This window comes from Nocardia sp. NPDC023852, from assembly GCF_040639505.1.
In the GTDB taxonomy this organism is placed as follows: Bacteria; Actinomycetota; Actinomycetes; order Mycobacteriales; family Mycobacteriaceae; genus Nocardia.
In genome coordinates, this window is the sequence record NZ_JBFAAB010000012.1 from 84,766 (window position 1) to 99,519 (window position 14,754).

Consider the following 14,754-nt stretch of genomic DNA (forward strand, 5'->3'; position numbering starts at 1 on the left):
CGAAGGTGTTCCACGCTTCGTTGAAATCAGCCGCGTGGCCGATCAGAGACTTATCAGGAACGGCTATGACCAATGGCAAGTTGCTCGAGCGAGTTCGGGACCTCGTCCCGGACATCAGGGAGCGGGCTGCGAATACCGAGCGGCAGCGGCGGGTGCCAGAGCACACGATCCGCGAACTGGCCGACGCAGGCGTTTTCCGAATGTTGCAGCCCCGCCGTTTCGGTGGCGACGAGTCATCGCCGGTAAAGTTCTTCGAAGTCATTCGAGCTATCGCGGCGGCCTGCCCGTCGACGGGGTGGGTCGCCTCGGTATTCGGCACGCATGCATGGCAGCTGGCACTGTTCCCGCTGGAAACCCAGCATGACGTCTGGAGCCATAACCCCGACGCCTTGATTTCGACGTCCTATGTGCCGGCGGGTACGTTGACACCTGTCGACGGAGGGTTCGAACTGTCCGGCCGATGGGGGTTCTCGTCCGGCTGTGATCACGCCGACTGGGTCATGGTGGGTGCGTTGGCGCCTGGCGTCGACGGTGCACCGGGTATCCACCTGACGTTGCTGGTGCCCTGCGGCGACTATCGGATCGACGATGTGTGGCATGCGGTCGGTCTGTCCGGAACCGGCAGCCATGACATTGTGATCGACAAGGCGTTCGTGCCTGTCCACCGGACCCACGATGCGGAGCTTCACAATGCGGAACTCGGCGGCGTGCCGTCCGATGTCCCCGCACTTTATCGGCTTCCCTTCACAAGCATCTTGCCGAGCGGCGTCGCCGCGCCGGTCATCGGTGCCGCACAGGGCGCCTATGCGGCGTACCTCGAGCGAATGCGGCAGCGTGCCATCGCCACCGATCCTTTTACTCATGTGCACATTGCCCGGGCCGCGTCGGAGATCGACGCCGCGATCCTGCAAATGGATCGCAACCTGTCCGAGGAACTGCGCTACGCCGAAGCGGGCGAGGATATCCCGATCGAACTGCGATTACGCGCCCGCCGCGATCAGGTACGCGGCACCGAGCGCGCGGTAGAAGCGATCGAGCTGCTCTTCAGGATTTCCGGTGGCCGAGGGGCACATACTCCCAATGTGGTGGAACGCCATTGGCGCGACGCGCACGCGGGAAGCCTGCACCTCGCCAATGCCGCCGAGCGGGCGTTGGCGAACTTCGGCCGAGGCGAGCTCGAGCTTCCGGTGGAAGATCGGATCCTCTGAGCATGGCCACCGCCACCATTGATCCCCACCTCATCGGGATCGCCACCGAACTTCCGCGTTCGGTGCATTCGACCGAGGAATTGCTCGCCGCGGGCCGCGGGCATCTGTCCGACAAGTTGGAGACGATGCTCGGCAGCCTGGGGGTCGAGAAGAGGCACTCCGTCCTCGCCAACTATCCGGACGTTCTCTTTCGAGGCGCAGAACCGGAACGTGGTATCGCCGTGGTCGATCTCGCGGTCAGGGCGGCCCGCAAATGCCTTGCCAAGGCCGATATTCCGGTGGCGACGATCGGTCTGGTGCTCGGTGTGTCGAGCAGCCCCGGCCGACTGGTGCCGAGCCTGGTGTGCGACATGTTTGCGCGGATGCCGGAACTGCCGAGGACCGCGCAGAACCTGAGTATCGAGTACATGGGTTGCTCGGCGATGGCGAAGGCCGTCGACACGGCGCGCTGGTATCTGACATGCCACCCCGGAAAGCGGGTTCTGGTCTGCTTCGCCGAAGCCACCACACCGCTGTCACCACCGCTCCCGGGCTTCTACTCGCATTTCTCCCAGGTAGGCCTGGACGAGCGTCAGGACACCGTGAACGTGATGCACGGCTTTCTGTTCGCGGACGCCGCCGTGGCGATGGTGCTGGGCGCGGAGGGGGATGGACCCTCGTTCGGTCCGGTGGCGAACCTGACGAACGACGTGCCTGAGGACGCCGAACTCGGCACCGTACCCGACGGCGGCTCGGATCTTCCCGTGGTGGAGGGGCGCCGGGCGTACACCCTGAGTCCTCTCGTCACGCCGCGCGGAGCTTTCTATGCCAGGGAGACCGTGCGGATGGCGCTGAAGGAGGAGTCCTGCGAACTGGCCTCGCCGGCGGATGCCTCGGTGCTGCTCATGCACACCGGCAGCGTGCGCATCCTGAACGCGTTGTGCAAGGGGTTCGGCCTCGACCCTGACGATCAGGTGGTCGTCTCGTCGTATCGGGTGCTGCGCGACTACGGCAACACCCTCGGCTGCTCGGTTCCGTTGATGCTGGCGGAGCCGGTGTACCGTCCGGCCGGCCAGGGCATTCTCGTGGCATTCGGGTTGAGTTTCGGCTGCGGCGCATTCACGATGACGGTCCCCGAAGGCGGATGGGCTCCGTAGTGCCTCCGCGGTACACACTTCCTTCGCTGTTCAACGCCGCCGCCGAGGCCGGGGGTGATGAACCGGCGGTGTTTGCCGACGGCGGATACCGGTCCTGGACGCGGTGGCGTGCGGAGGCGGACGCGTTGGCCCGCGGGCTGCAGGACCTGGGAATCAGGAAGGGCGATGTAGTCGCAGTACACCTGCCCAACTGCTGGGAGTTCCTGATCGTTCACATCGCTGTCGCGGCTGTGGGCGCGGTGATGCTCCCGCTGCACATCGGCCTCGGGGTGCACGAGCTGCGCTCGCTCCTCGCCAGAACACGGGCCGGCACGGTGGTCGTCACCGCGGACCGTCGGCGCGAACTCATGCCAGAACTTCGCGGGGAATTCCTTGCACTGAACCATGTGCTGGTGGTCGGGGACGTGGACGATCCGTTGAGCAACGTGTTGTCGCTCGAGGAGGTCGTGCTGCGGTGGGCGGGGACCGCGCCGCTGCCGACAGATGTGGCGCCGGACGACCGGTTTGTGCTTCTCCCGTCGTCCGGCACCACCTCGCTGCGCCAGAAAATCTGCGTGCACACCCACGACGGTCTCGTCTCGAACGCTGTCGCGGTCGCTGCCGACGCCGGGGCCCGTGGCACCGACACGATCCTCAGCGGCAGCCTTTTCACGCACCTTTTCGGCCTCCTTTCGGTCCACCTCAGCTTGGTGACCCGAGGCCGCCAGGCGTTGCTGACCAGCTGGGATGTGGGGGAGTACCTCCGGCTGGCACAGATCACCGAGGCGACGGTGCTGTTCGCGGTGCCGGCCCAGATCCGCGATGTGGTAGCCCGGCTGGGTTCCTCCGCCGGCACGGGTGAAGTCCGGTTGCGCGAGGTCCGGGCCAGCGGCGCCGCCGTACCCGCGACGCTCATCGAAGACGCCCGCCGACTGTTGGGGGCGCAAGTGATCGCCCAATGGGGCATGTCCGAGCTGGGGGCGGGCCTGTTCACCCGGCCGGGTGATCCGCTGGAAGCGGCGACCACCAGTGTCGGCCGCCCGATCTCCGGCGGTGCGGTGCGAGTGGTCGACGACGACGGTGGCCCGTGTGCTCCTGGTGAGACCGGCCAGCTGCAGTTCCGCAGCCCTTTTCTCTTCACCGGGTATTTCGAGGATCCCGAGCTGACCCGGACCGCGCTGACCGCGGACGGCTGGCTGCGGACCGGCGACCGCGCCAGCATGAACGACGACGGCACAGTGGCTTTCCGAGGCCGGGACGTCGAGGTCATCAATGTCGGCGGCGTGAAATTCGGCGCGCCGGAGATCGAGACGTTACTCGACGACATGGCGGGACTGGGCTCGATCGCCGTCGTCGGCCGCCCGGACGATCGTCTGGGCGAGTATCCGTGTCTGGTCGTCACACTGCGTGCGAGCGCCTCGGTCACCCTCGACGACGTTGCCGGACATCTGGCGGCCAAAGGCGTGGCGGAGTACAAGATCCCGGTCGAACTGGTCGTGCTCGACGAGATGCCGTGCACGCCGACCGGCAAGATCGCGCGAAGTCAGCTCGTCGCGATGCTGCAGCGCGGTGGCGCGCGGACGCAGTCGCCCTGGGCGCAGCGGCTGCGGGCGTTACCACCCTCCGAACGGCTGCGGCACGCTCTGGAATTGGTGCGCGAACAAGTCGGCGCGGTGCTAGAGGCACCCAAGCCGATCGGGCCGGGCCAGGTGTTCACCGATTACGGCCTGAAGTCACTCACCGCGGTCCGGTTACGCGCCGCCTTGGCCGAAACCACGGGCTTCGACCTGCCGACGACCATCGCCTACGACCTGCCGACACCGAATCTGCTCGCCCGCCACCTCTGCGCCCTTCTCGGTGCAGGCCCGACTCGGGACCGGCTCGACCTGGCGATGCCGATCCGGCCACGACCTGCCGAAGACGACCCGGTGGTCGTCGTGGGCATGGGATGTCGGTTGCCGGGCGGCGTCGCGTCCCCCGCCGAGTTCTGGGACCTGCTCGCGGAGGGGCGGGAGACGATCGGTGACTTCCCCACCGATCGTGGCTGGGAGGTCGACCCGGACGCCACGTATGCGCGTCGCGGCAGTTTCCTGGACGCCGCCTGGTTCGATCCCGCCTTCTTCGGAATCTCGCCGCGCGAAGCCGTCACCATGGATCCCCAGCAGCGGCTGCTGCTGGAAACGGCGTGGGAGGCGCTCGAGCACGCGAGGATCGACCCGGTCTCGTTGCGCGGCAGCGACACAGGCGTCTTCGTTGGCATCATGGCCTCGGATTACGTGCCGCGTACGTATGAGACGGTCAAGAATTCCGACATCGGCGCCATGACCGGTAATGCCGGCGGTGTGGCGTCCGGCCGGATTTCCTACGTACTCGGACTACACGGCCCGGCTCTCACCGTGGACACGGCGTGCTCGTCTTCTCTTGTGGCGCTGCATCTCGCGGCCCGATCGCTGCGTGAGGGGGAATGCTCACTGGCGATGGTCGGTGGTGCGACGGTGTTGTCCACACCGGCCACCTTCGTGGAATTCGCCCAACAGAATGGCCTCGCGGCCGACGGGAGATGCAAGCCCTTCGCGGCCGCGGCAGACGGGACGGGCTGGGGAGAAGCGGTCGGTGTGCTCGTGCTCGAGCGTCTCTCGGATGCGCGCCGGGCGGGCCATCGCGTGCTCGGCGTCATTCGCGGGTCGGCCGTCAACTCCGACGGCACCTCGAATGGGCTGACCGCGCCGAATGGCCCGGCGCAGCAGCGGGTGATCCGGCAAGCGCTGGCCGATGCCGGGCTCGAGCCGTCTGAGGTGGACGCGGTCGAGGCGCACGGCACGGGGACGACACTCGGCGACCCGATCGAAGCGAACGCGATCCTGGCGACTTATGGGCGCGACCGGGCACAGCCCCTGCTGCTCGGCTCGCTGAAATCGAACCTCGGGCACTCGCAGGCCGCCGCGGGCCTCGTCGGGACGATCAAAATGCTCATGGCGATCCAGCATGGGGTGGTGCCCAAGACATTGCATGTGGATGAGCCGTCGCCACATGTGCTCTGGGCAACAGGAGCGGTACGCCTGGCCGCCGACGCGGTGCCGTGGCCGGAGACCGGACGACCGCGCCGCGCAGGCGTCTCCGCGTTCGGGATCAGCGGCACGAACGCACACGTCATCATCGAACAGGCACCCACCGAAGAAGACACAGCCGAAGCAGCCGCCGTCACACGCACGTCGGCGCCGGTGGTGCCGCTGGTCTTCTCGGCGTCGACGAAACAGGCCTTGGCCGCTCAGGCGGAACGATTGGATTCCCTTCTCAGCGAAGGTGCCACGCCCACGGACGTCGGCTACGCACTGGCCACCACCCGCGCGAGGCTCGAACATCGGGCGGTCGTGTTCGATCGCGACGACCTGGGAGCACTGGCGTCGTGGACGCCGAGTGGTGCGGTGACAGGTCGCGCCGATCTCCACGGCCGTATCGTGTTCGTTTTCCCGGGGCACGGCGCGCAGTGGGCCGGGATGGGGGCCGAGCTGCTCGGTTCGTCCCCGGTCTTCGCCGACGCGATGGCCGAGTGTGAGAAGGCGCTCAGCGAGTTCGTCGACTGGTCTTTGACCGAGGTGATCGCGGACGAATCCGCCTTGCGCCGAACCGAAGTCGTTCAGCCCGTGCTGTTCGCGGTGACGGTCTCGCTGGCGCGGCTGTGGCAGCGGCACGGGGTTGTGCCGGACGCGGTCATCGGCCACTCCTTCGGCGAGATCGCCGCCGCGCACGTCGCCGGCGTACTCTCGCTGCGCGACGCCGTCCGGGCCATCGTCTGCCGTGGCGCGCTGTGCGCGGGTCTGAGCGGTCAGATGTTGTCCATCGAATCGGATGCCGACGACGTCGAGCAACGGATCTCCGGTCACCCGGGCGCGAGCATCGCCGCGCGTAACGGTCCTTCCACGACGGTCGTGGCGGGCGACGCCGACGCCGTCACCGCGCTGGCGGCGGACTTCCGGGAGGTCGGCGTGCCGACCCACGTCGTGCCGATCGGCTTCGCGTCGCACTCGGTGCATGTCGAGCCCCTCCGCGACCGCCTGCCGGCAGACCTGTCCGACCTGCGCCCGCTGGGCGCCCGTATTCCCTGGTACTCGACAGTCACCGGCAAACTGATGGCGGGCCCCGAGGCCGGCGCCCGCTATTGGTATGACAATCTGCGGCAGCCTGTGTCGTTCGCGTCGACGGTGCATACTGTGGCGTCGGCGGGGTTCAGCCACTTCATCGAGGTCGGCCCCCATCCGGTGCTCACCGCCGCGATCGGCGCGACGGTGGGTGAAGCAGGCCTCGCCGTGGGAACCTTGCGGCGTGGCCAGGGTGGCATCGGCCAGTTCGCGGCTTCGCTGGCCAGGGCGTATGTTCGGGGGCTACCGGTCGACTGGGTGAGGTTCTTCGACGGTTGCGGAGTCCGCCAGATCGACCTGCCCACCTATCCGTTCCAGCGCAGCCATTTCTGGCTCGGCCGAACGAAAACGAGGCAGCCCGCCAGACCCGGTCGACAGGACGTCACGCGGGACTCGGCCGGGCCGCAGTCCACCGATGACCGTGAACTGGTCGACACCGGTACGGTGCAGGCAACAGGGACCGCCGCTGCCGCACCGTCGGGCTCTTTTCGCGGTCAGCTCGCCGGGCGCGACAAGGCCGAGCAGGTTCGGCTCATCGAGGACCTGGTGCGTGCCCGCGCCGCTGCGTTGCTGGGCCACCATGATCCGTCGGCGGTGGCGGCGGATCACAAGTTCCTGGAAATCGGCTTCGACTCGCTGACCGTGACGGAGCTGCAAGACACGCTCAACCAGGTCATCGACCTCCGGTTGCCGCCTATCACCGTATTCGAGGCCGAGACTCCCGCTGCACTGGCCAGGCGAGTGTTCGACGAGCTGATCGAACAGCCGAGTGTTCCCGGGCCGGAGTCGATCGCGCCACTACCGCGGTACGACGAGTCCGTCCGGACGGTGATCCAGCATGCGGTCGCGGTGGGCAACCCGGCTGCGGCCTTCGGCCTGATGCGTGCGGTGGCGGACCTTCGGCCATCGTTCGGCGCGCTCGCCGATCTCGACTCCCTTCCCGCACCGACGATTCTGGCCGATGGACCGCGACGCGTGCGACTCATCGCCGTGAGCTCGCCGATGGCGAACGGCGGCGTTCACCAGCATGCGAGGCTCGCCGCACATTTCCAGGGCGTTATGCGTGTCTCGGCGGTGCCCCTCCTGGGGTTCGTCTCGGGAGAGAAGCTTCCGGCTTCCGCCGAAGCCGCGGTCGCCGCGGTGGCCGAAAGCGTGCATCGGGCCGCTGCGGGCGAGCCCTTCGTCCTACTCGGATACTCCTCGGGCGGCGCTCTGGCGTATGCGGCGGCCCGCCACCTGGAAACAGTTCAGCAGGCCAGGCCGTCCGCGGTGATCATGATCGACACTTTCCGGATCGATGACCCTACGGTGCCGACTGAGGCGATCCTGCGCGAGATGTTCGCGGATTCCCAGGGTTTCGGTGGGATCACCAGTGACCGGCTCTCCGCGATGGGCCGCTGGCTCGCGACGATGTCCGGCATGGAATTCGCTCCGCTGGATGTGCCGGTGCTCTTCGTTCAGGCCTCGAAACCGGTCGTTCCGGGTGCGCCCGACCCGGCTCGCTGGCTGACGAAACCCTTCGAACGGACACATGATGTCCGTACCGTGCGATCAGACCATTTCGGCCTGGTAGGCCCGGATTCGGCACAGACGGCCCAGGTTATCCGCGAATGGCTCGATGAGCGTTTGTGATCGTCGGCCGCTGTCGCCCGGAGGTGGCGGCTGGCCCCGATCGACAGCAGCCATCAGGGCCGAATGCGTGGGTTCGTCTCCGGTCGCCGAGGGAATTGCCCGCAGCACGATCAAGCCACTGCCGCTGCCGAAGACATACATCGTGTTCCAGAGCTGAAGTGGATAGGTGTCGAGCCGGATCGCGCGATCGCCGACGGTCAACTGCCGGAGTGCCGACGACCAGCCTGCCAGGTCGTAGGCGACTCGCCAGATGGGTCTCAGCCGAACTATCAGTACTGCCAGTAGGTCTGGTAACAGTAGACGTCCGCTCGCATCGGCATGTCAACGTTGTAGGGCTACACTGCCTGTCTACAGTGCGTCGACAGGGATGGAGACAGTTCCGCCATGACCCAACCGCCGATCGATCGCGCGCATGTCCGAACCGGAACCCACCGCCGGGGTGACAATCCAGTCACCAGGGCTGCGGTCTTGGCAGCGGCACTGGAGATCGTTGATCGTGACGGGGTCGACGGGTTGTCGATGCGGCGACTGGCCGATGCGGTGGGTCGGGATCCGATGGTGATCTATCGGCATGTGCCGAACAAAGCCGCTGTGCTCGACGGCGTCGCGGAGATCGTGTTCGCGCAGTTGTCGGTAGACGCGACCGATGCGGACTGGGCTGGACAGTTGAGGGTTGTAGCCCGCGATTTCCGCGGGCTGGCACTGGCCCATCCGAAGGTGGTGCCGTTGTTGGCGACCCGGCCGTTGTCGACGCCTTTGGGGCTGCGGCCCCGGTCTATGGTTCGGCCGTTGGAAGATACGCTCACGCTACTGACTCGCGCCGGTTTCTCCGGAGTCGATGCGCTGCACATCTATCGCGTGCTGTTCGGGTTCCTCTATGGACACATCCTCAACGAGTTGCAGGAAATCGTGGAGAAGCCCGAAGAGACCGACGAAGTGCTCCGCCTGGGTCTGCACCGGCTGCCGATCGGCGAATTCCCGCTGGTCCGCGAACTCGCACCGGCGCTGGCCGCCTACGACGGCGCCGCCGAACTGGAACGCGGTCTCGACCTCCTGTTCAGCGGACTCGCCTCCACATTGCTCGGCCACCACGGCGGATGACCGTACCGGCTCCGCGTGCTCCGGCTTCGCCTTTGGAATCCCAAAGCTGTTGTGCGCCAATGGTTTCGATGTCTACGACCGCCAGTGGATCGCCGATGGTCGGTGTGCCGACTGGTCGGCCGTATCCGTCATGCTCATGTGCGCGCAGTCGGCATCGGTGCGCGGTGGGCTTACCAGCACGGTAATTCTGCTGCCGGCGCGGGTAGCAGCGTCAGCCGCCCTATGGGCGCTGATCGCCGACTGGAATCGGTTATGGTCTGTCGTGGAGTCATGGTCGACGCTCCTGTCTCGGCCGCGTAACGGCCGGTGTTATAGTGTTGCCGAGTCCGGCGATCAGGATGTCGAGGCCGCATTCCAGTTCGGCGGCGCCGTCGTAGGCGGCCAGCGCCGGTGCGAGTTCGCGGAGCAGGGGAAATTCGCCGATCGGCAGCCGGTGCAGACTCAGGTGCAGCAGGTCGGTTGCTTCGTCCGGGCGTTCGACGATTTCCTGCAACTCGTTGAGGATGTGTCCGTAGAGGAATCCGAACAGCGCCCGGTAGATATGCAGAGCATCGCCGCTGTCGAAGTCGGCATGGGTGAGCAGATCCAGGATGTGTTCCAGTGGTCTGAGGGTACCCAGCGGCCGCAATCCGAGTGGGGTGGCGAGCGGGTGGGTGACCAGCAGCGGCACCAAGTTGTGGTGGGCAACTGCCAGCTCGCGGAAGTCGCGCGCGACGATTCGTAGTTGGTGGCGCCAGTCGGGGTCGGTGGTGTCGACCGTCAGTTGCGCGAGCACGGTCTCGGCGACCCCGTCGAGGAGTGCGGCCTTGTTGGCGGCGTGCCGGTAGAGCGCCATCGGGTCACGGCCGAGCTTCTGGCCCAGACGCCGCATCGACAGTCGATCGATACCGTCACGGTCGATCATTTGGAGTGCGGCGGCCAGCATCGCGGCGCGCGTCAGAGGGGTGTTCCGGTTGCTCTCACGGTCGGCGCGATGTTCCGGAAGGTCTGTGGAGTCGGTTGATCCGGCACTGATTCGATCCATCGAATCCATCGCCTCACGGGTTCGGTCCAGCATTGTGCACAAGTCTACACTGTAGACATACAACGTAGTTGGCCCATATGCTGTGCATATACCGCTTCGTTCCGGTGGATCAGTCACCGGAACGCGCAGAGGTTGGAATACGCCTATGGCTATCGAGAACAAGATCGCGTACTGGTTGCGGGCAGTGCAGGCGAGTACGCAGAAACTGCTTGCCAGAACTGACGAAAACAGCCGTCGCCGCACCGACAGCGGTGGCAGGCCGACTCGCGGCACCCTCGAGCGAGCCATGGGCAAGCTGCGAGGTGTGTTTCAGCGCTGACCTGTCCTCGTCGCGACCAGCGGCAGCGTGCCGAATTCATCCGCCGGTCATTCGGCGAGCACTAGGAACTGGGGACATGAAGCATGGCAATCACGCAAGTCGCTGTGTACGCGCATTTGACCGCCGCCGATATCGAGGCGCTCGGTCGTGAACTCGATGCGATGCGACAGGACATTCTGGATCAGCGCGGTGCGCGGGACACGACGTACATCCGCCGCACGATCGCGTTCCAGCGGATACTCGACGCCGCCGCGAGGTTGACAATCTGTTTCGGCCGGACCAAGGCCAGTTGGCTCCTGGGCACAGCGGGGTTGGCGACGGCGAAGAGCATCGAGAACATGGAACTCGGCCATAACGTCTGCCACGGCCAATGGGACTGGATGAACGATCCGGAAATCCACTCCAGCACGTGGGAGTGGGACATGGCGGGCTTGTCGTCGCAGTGGCGCTATGCGCACAACTACCGCCACCATGTCTTCACGAACGTTCTCGGGATGGACGAGGACATCGGCTTCGGCGTAATACGTGTGACCCGTGACGAGCGATGGCGACCAGCACACCTGCTGCAGCCGCTACAGAATCTTTTGCTGGCGGCCACCTTCGAATGGGGTATCGCGGTGCACGACCTGTACTCCGAACGAGACCGTGCCGCGACCCCCGCCCAGAAATCCGCCCAGATCAGGGAATTGGTCAAGAAGATCGCGCGGCAGGCCGGCAAGGACTATGTCCTGTTCCCCGCGTTCAGCGGGCGCCGCTGGCGGCGAACGCTCGCCGCGAACGCGAGCGCCAACATCATGCGCAATCTGTGGGCGTATCTGGTGATCTTCTGTGGTCATTTCCCCGATGGCGCAGAGAAGTTCGCACCCACCGTCGTGGAGCACGAAACCAAACCCGAGTGGTACCTGCGACAGATGCTGGGCACCGCGAATTTCTCCGCGGGACCGCTACTCGCCTTCCTCAGTGGGAACCTCTGCTACCAGATCGAGCATCACCTGTTCCCCGACCTGCCCAGCAACCGCTACGCCGAGATCGCCGTTCGAGTGCGGGCACTGTGCGATAAATATGACCTGCCATACACCTCCGGGTCCTTACTTCGCCAGTACCTGCTGACCCTGCGCACCATTCACAAACTTGCCCTTCCGGACAGCTTCCTGATCGCCACCTCCGACGACGCACCCGAGACCGCTTCGGAACGCAAGTTCGACGGCGCCGATGCCTCCGATACCGATCGCTCACTCGGACGAAGCGGGTTGCGTACAGCGTTACGCCGGGCCGGCCGTGGCCGCTACGGTCGACATATTGTCGACACATCGCGCGTGACCATGTCGCGTTATCGCCCGATCCGAATCGAGTCGGCCGATTCGGGGTCGAGACAGGGGCGCCGGCCATGACGAAATCCAAGACCCGCGCCGGTAAGCGGTCGCACGGCGACCCCGCGCTGCGAGTGCAGTTGAAGCCCTCAACGTCGGAGAACGGCTACACAACGCCGAAGACCGGCTACGTCGACGGAGCGTGGTGGCCGCAAGGTGATGAACTGGTGACTGAACTTCCGGCCCTGCTCGCGGTCCTGGCTGCCCGGATCGGCCCGGTCCATCATGTGGCGTACCCGCTCGGCGAATGGGCGGGAACGCCCGCTGACCTCGTCGTCGCCGGCCGGACGGTTCGATGCGCCGGATATCGATACGGGGCTGCTCACACCGTCGAAATGCTCGGTGTGAAGGATTGCAGGCTGGTCCTGCTCGTGGTCCCGCCACACACCGACGCGCACGACGCCTTCGCGACGATGACGTCCGCATCCGCCACGAATGACGAATCAACAGTCGACGAGCTGCTGATGATCGGTGTACGTGAGCGCAGCGACCGCGCCGATCGAGCCGCCGTGCAACGTTGGGTTTCCGAAGGTGGCGCAGAGCATCGATCGTGAGATCGGTGGTCTGAGGCGCGGATTTCGTTGCCACCAGCACTGCCGCGCGCGATGAGTTCGGCGAGTTCGTGGCGGAACGCGCCGCCGCACGCAGGCCTGCGGTTCGAGCTGCCGGGCGGACCAGGCGCGTCAGTACGAGATGCGGGTAGTCCGGATCTCGGAGATCGACATGCCCCGGCGGCGTCGGAACAGGCCGCGCAGGGTGCCGGCGTTGAGGTAGCCGACCTTGGCCGCGACCGCGTCCACGGTGAGCGAGGTAGTCCGCAGCAGGTGCATTGCCCGCTCCAGCCGGATGTCGTGCACGAATTCGCTGGGCGACATGCCGAGTTGGGAATGGGTGGCGCGCTGCAGGCTTCGTTCGGTGACACCGATGGCCTTGGCGGCGTGTGAAATTCGGAAGTTCTCGGTGAGATGGTCGCGAACCCACCGTTCGAACGCGGCGGTCATCGAGTCTCCCCTGGCGACGACCTCGGGAACGATGAACTCGCGCTGCGGGCGCCCGGCACCGACCGCCAGGTAGCGCATCGCGCGCTCGGCCAGCGCGGGGCTCCTCGCGGCGATCATCGACAGGGCCAAGTCCATGTGCGACAGCGAGGCGCCCGCGGTGATGACGCCACGGCCACGGCACAGCGTCCGACCCTCATTCAGCTCGACGCGGGGGTAGCGGCGGCGAAAGGCCGGGCCGAGCCACCAACTCGTGGTCGCGGGTGAGCCGTCCAGCACTCCGGCCTCGGCCAGGAAGAACGTTCCCGTGCATGCGCCGGCGAGGTGCACACCTCGGTCCCGTGCCGCGATCAAGCGATCGAGTACAGGGCGACTGGCCTGTGCGGAGACGAGTTCGACCAGCGCCTCGGCGGCCAGCACGTTCACCGCGGGCACGATCATCAGATCGAACTCGTCGCCGAGTTCGTCGAGCGGAATCGTCGGCACGGTGTAGCCGTTGCCCGAGCGTATGTCGGCCTTGAACGACACGGTTCGGACCCGCCACGGCTGCGGCGGGTCGGCGAGTTCGGATCGCACGGCGTTTGCGGTACTGAAGGTCTCCAGGAGGGCGGCGAACCCGAAGTCGGCCACGCCGTCCACGACGAAGACAGCGACATCCATGTCGGAAACAGTACCGAACATGTCGTTTGCGACACTCCGTTTTGGTGGAAATCTGTCCTACTGTCATCGAACACGGCTCGGCACCGGCCCGCGGGCCGGTCCGGCCGACCTGCCCGCCGTACCTCTTCACCTGGGGAGTTTGCGTGACCATGATCGAAACAACCGGCACTCACCACGTCCGGTTGACGGTGACCGACATCGCTCGGTCCCGAGCGTTCTACGGGGATGTCCTCGGATTCCCGATCGCCGCCGAGTCTCCAGGCAGTCCCGAGGACCCTGTGGTGCGCAATGACCCTATGCAGCTTTTCGGCGGGGTGGTGTTCCAGGCCAATGGGATGTTACTCGGCCTGCGCCCGGTGGCGGCCGCGACGGATCGCTTCGATGCCGACCGCGTCGGGCTCGACCACCTCAGCTTCACCGTCCCCTCCCGCGACGATCTGGTCTCGGCGGCCGCCCGTCTGGCCGCAGCCGGAATCGAACACGGCGAGATCACCGAGATGACCGATTTCGGCATCGCCATCTTGGCGTTTTTCGATCCGGACGGCATTCATCTCGAACTTACCTCGCCACTGTGACGGCCCGTGACCGCATGGCGCCGACCCACGCGTGAACGACCCGGAATGAACATCCTGATGAAGGTTCTGACGACCGGCCGCGGAATCGGTGTGGTTGTGCCGAGGAGGTAGGTCGATGCTCGTCCAGCGTGCGCGAGAGGGAAAAGCGACCGGTTCGGCGTTGCCGAGCCCGAGCACCCTGCTGTGCGCGCTGGGCGGCCAGCATGTGGACGGACCGGTGAGCCGGTGGGCCCGTGAACTGACCGAGTTGCACGGACGCAGACGCGACGACCGGCGGCTCAGTGCCGACATCGATAACCGCCGCGCCGAATTGGTCGATCGGATCAATACGTGGGCGACGCTGCACCTGCCGTGCCCAGCGGTGGGCGCACGCCTGCACGACGCGAGCCTGGGCGAGGTGATCGATCGGATCGCTGCCGTGGCGGCCCGGGCATTCCATCTGCTGATGCACGATGATCCGGGCGGCGACCGGATGCATGCGGAGTGGACCCGGCTGGCCGAAATGGAGATCGCGTACGCAGACTTGGTCGAACAGGTGGGGGACGGTCGCCGTTGTCTGCCGCCGGTGGGTGTCGGAGGCGGCTGAGATCCTGCCGCCCGCTCGCCACCTGAC

At 66.2% G+C, this 14,754-nt stretch carries 12 protein-coding genes; 9 read left to right on the forward strand and 3 right to left on the reverse strand.

Annotated features, from left to right (window positions below; genetic code table 11):
* The first annotated feature begins 65 nt into the window (after positions 1 to 65).
* The 3 genes from hsaA to AB0H00_RS17995 are packed head-to-tail and all read left to right on the forward strand — an operon-like array spanning position 66 to position 8,094.
* Entirely contained in the window at positions 66 to 1,208 is a 1,143-nt protein-coding gene (hsaA, locus tag AB0H00_RS17985) for a 3-hydroxy-9,10-secoandrosta-1,3,5(10)-triene-9,17-dione monooxygenase oxygenase subunit (RefSeq protein WP_357267383.1), read from the forward strand.
* A gap of 2 nt (positions 1,209 to 1,210) precedes the next feature.
* Complete coding sequence (locus AB0H00_RS17990) at positions 1,211 to 2,344, forward strand: 3-oxoacyl-[acyl-carrier-protein] synthase III C-terminal domain-containing protein (RefSeq protein ID WP_357267386.1); 1,134 nt, start codon at positions 1,211 to 1,213, stop codon at positions 2,342 to 2,344.
* Positions 2,344 to 8,094, forward strand: a complete 5,751-nt coding sequence (locus tag AB0H00_RS17995) for a beta-ketoacyl synthase N-terminal-like domain-containing protein (protein ID WP_357267389.1) — start codon at positions 2,344 to 2,346, stop codon at positions 8,092 to 8,094. Before AB0H00_RS17990 ends, AB0H00_RS17995 begins: the two co-directional genes overlap by 1 nt.
* Here the strand turns inward: AB0H00_RS17995 and AB0H00_RS18000 are convergent.
* The gene (locus tag AB0H00_RS18000; RefSeq protein ID WP_357267595.1) at positions 8,014 to 8,391 is read right to left on the reverse strand and encodes a DUF5994 family protein; all 378 of its coding nucleotides are present in this window, start codon (positions 8,389 to 8,391) and stop codon (positions 8,014 to 8,016) included. The genes AB0H00_RS17995 and AB0H00_RS18000 overlap by 81 nt on opposite strands.
* 87 nt (positions 8,392 to 8,478) lie before the next feature.
* Here AB0H00_RS18000 and AB0H00_RS18005 point away from each other — a divergent pair, with 87 nt between their 5' ends.
* Positions 8,479 to 9,195 carry a TetR/AcrR family transcriptional regulator C-terminal domain-containing protein gene (locus AB0H00_RS18005; protein ID WP_357267392.1) on the forward strand — a complete coding sequence of 239 codons (717 nt, stop codon included), beginning with the start codon at positions 8,479 to 8,481 and terminating at the stop codon, positions 9,193 to 9,195.
* 268 nt (positions 9,196 to 9,463) lie between these two features.
* Here AB0H00_RS18005 and AB0H00_RS18010 read toward each other — a convergent pair whose 3' ends face one another.
* Positions 9,464 to 10,120 (reverse strand): TetR/AcrR family transcriptional regulator C-terminal domain-containing protein, encoded by a 657-nt coding sequence (locus AB0H00_RS18010; RefSeq protein ID WP_357267597.1) that lies wholly within the window; start codon positions 10,118 to 10,120, stop codon positions 9,464 to 9,466.
* A 244-nt stretch (positions 10,121 to 10,364) separates the two neighbouring features.
* On the opposite strand from AB0H00_RS18010, the gene AB0H00_RS18015 reads away from it, so the two are divergent.
* From AB0H00_RS18015 to AB0H00_RS18025, 3 genes are all read left to right on the forward strand, one after another.
* A complete protein-coding gene (locus AB0H00_RS18015) occupies positions 10,365 to 10,538 on the forward strand; it encodes a hypothetical protein (protein ID WP_357267395.1) in 174 nt (57 codons plus the stop codon).
* A gap of 83 nt (positions 10,539 to 10,621) precedes the next feature.
* Complete coding sequence (locus AB0H00_RS18020) at positions 10,622 to 11,929, forward strand: acyl-CoA desaturase (protein ID WP_357267398.1); 1,308 nt, start codon at positions 10,622 to 10,624, stop codon at positions 11,927 to 11,929.
* Complete coding sequence (locus AB0H00_RS18025) at positions 11,926 to 12,462, forward strand: DUF5994 family protein (protein ID WP_357267401.1); 537 nt, start codon at positions 11,926 to 11,928, stop codon at positions 12,460 to 12,462. Before AB0H00_RS18020 ends, AB0H00_RS18025 begins: the two co-directional genes overlap by 4 nt.
* 129 nt (positions 12,463 to 12,591) lie before the next feature.
* Here the strand turns inward: AB0H00_RS18025 and AB0H00_RS18030 are convergent, their stop codons facing one another.
* A complete protein-coding gene (locus AB0H00_RS18030; RefSeq protein ID WP_357267404.1) occupies positions 12,592 to 13,566 on the reverse strand; it encodes a helix-turn-helix domain-containing protein in 975 nt (324 codons plus the stop codon).
* 149 nt (positions 13,567 to 13,715) lie between these two features.
* On the opposite strand from AB0H00_RS18030, the gene AB0H00_RS18035 reads away from it, so the two are divergent.
* Together AB0H00_RS18035 and AB0H00_RS18040 are read left to right on the forward strand one after the other, a co-directional pair.
* A complete protein-coding gene (locus AB0H00_RS18035; RefSeq protein ID WP_357267406.1) occupies positions 13,716 to 14,141 on the forward strand; it encodes a VOC family protein in 426 nt (141 codons plus the stop codon).
* Positions 14,142 to 14,256: 115 nt separating this feature from the next.
* Positions 14,257 to 14,727 (forward strand): DUF4254 domain-containing protein, encoded by a 471-nt coding sequence (locus tag AB0H00_RS18040; protein WP_357267409.1) that lies wholly within the window; start codon positions 14,257 to 14,259, stop codon positions 14,725 to 14,727.
* Positions 14,728 to 14,754: the final 27 nt, after the last annotated feature.

Bases quoted from the DNA above. Each gene is read 5' to 3' on its own strand.
- AB0H00_RS18035 (WP_357267406.1), top strand. From the start codon at position 13,716: ATGATCGAAACAACCGGCACTCACCACGTCCGGTTGACGGTGACCGAC.
- AB0H00_RS18015 (WP_357267395.1), top strand. From the start codon at position 10,365: ATGGCTATCGAGAACAAGATCGCGTACTGGTTGCGGGCAGTGCAGGCG.
- AB0H00_RS18010 (WP_357267597.1), bottom strand. From the start codon at position 10,120: ATGCTGGCCGCCGCACTCCAAATGATCGACCGTGACGGTATCGATCGA.
- AB0H00_RS18020 (WP_357267398.1), top strand. From the start codon at position 10,622: ATGGCAATCACGCAAGTCGCTGTGTACGCGCATTTGACCGCCGCCGAT.
- AB0H00_RS18005 (WP_357267392.1), top strand. From the start codon at position 8,479: ATGACCCAACCGCCGATCGATCGCGCGCATGTCCGAACCGGAACCCAC.
- AB0H00_RS18025 (WP_357267401.1), top strand. From the start codon at position 11,926: ATGACGAAATCCAAGACCCGCGCCGGTAAGCGGTCGCACGGCGACCCC.
- AB0H00_RS17990 (WP_357267386.1), top strand. From the start codon at position 1,211: ATGGCCACCGCCACCATTGATCCCCACCTCATCGGGATCGCCACCGAA.
- AB0H00_RS18040 (WP_357267409.1), top strand. From the start codon at position 14,257: ATGCTCGTCCAGCGTGCGCGAGAGGGAAAAGCGACCGGTTCGGCGTTG.
- hsaA (WP_357267383.1), top strand. From the start codon at position 66: ATGACCAATGGCAAGTTGCTCGAGCGAGTTCGGGACCTCGTCCCGGAC.
- AB0H00_RS18030 (WP_357267404.1), bottom strand. From the start codon at position 13,566: ATGGATGTCGCTGTCTTCGTCGTGGACGGCGTGGCCGACTTCGGGTTC.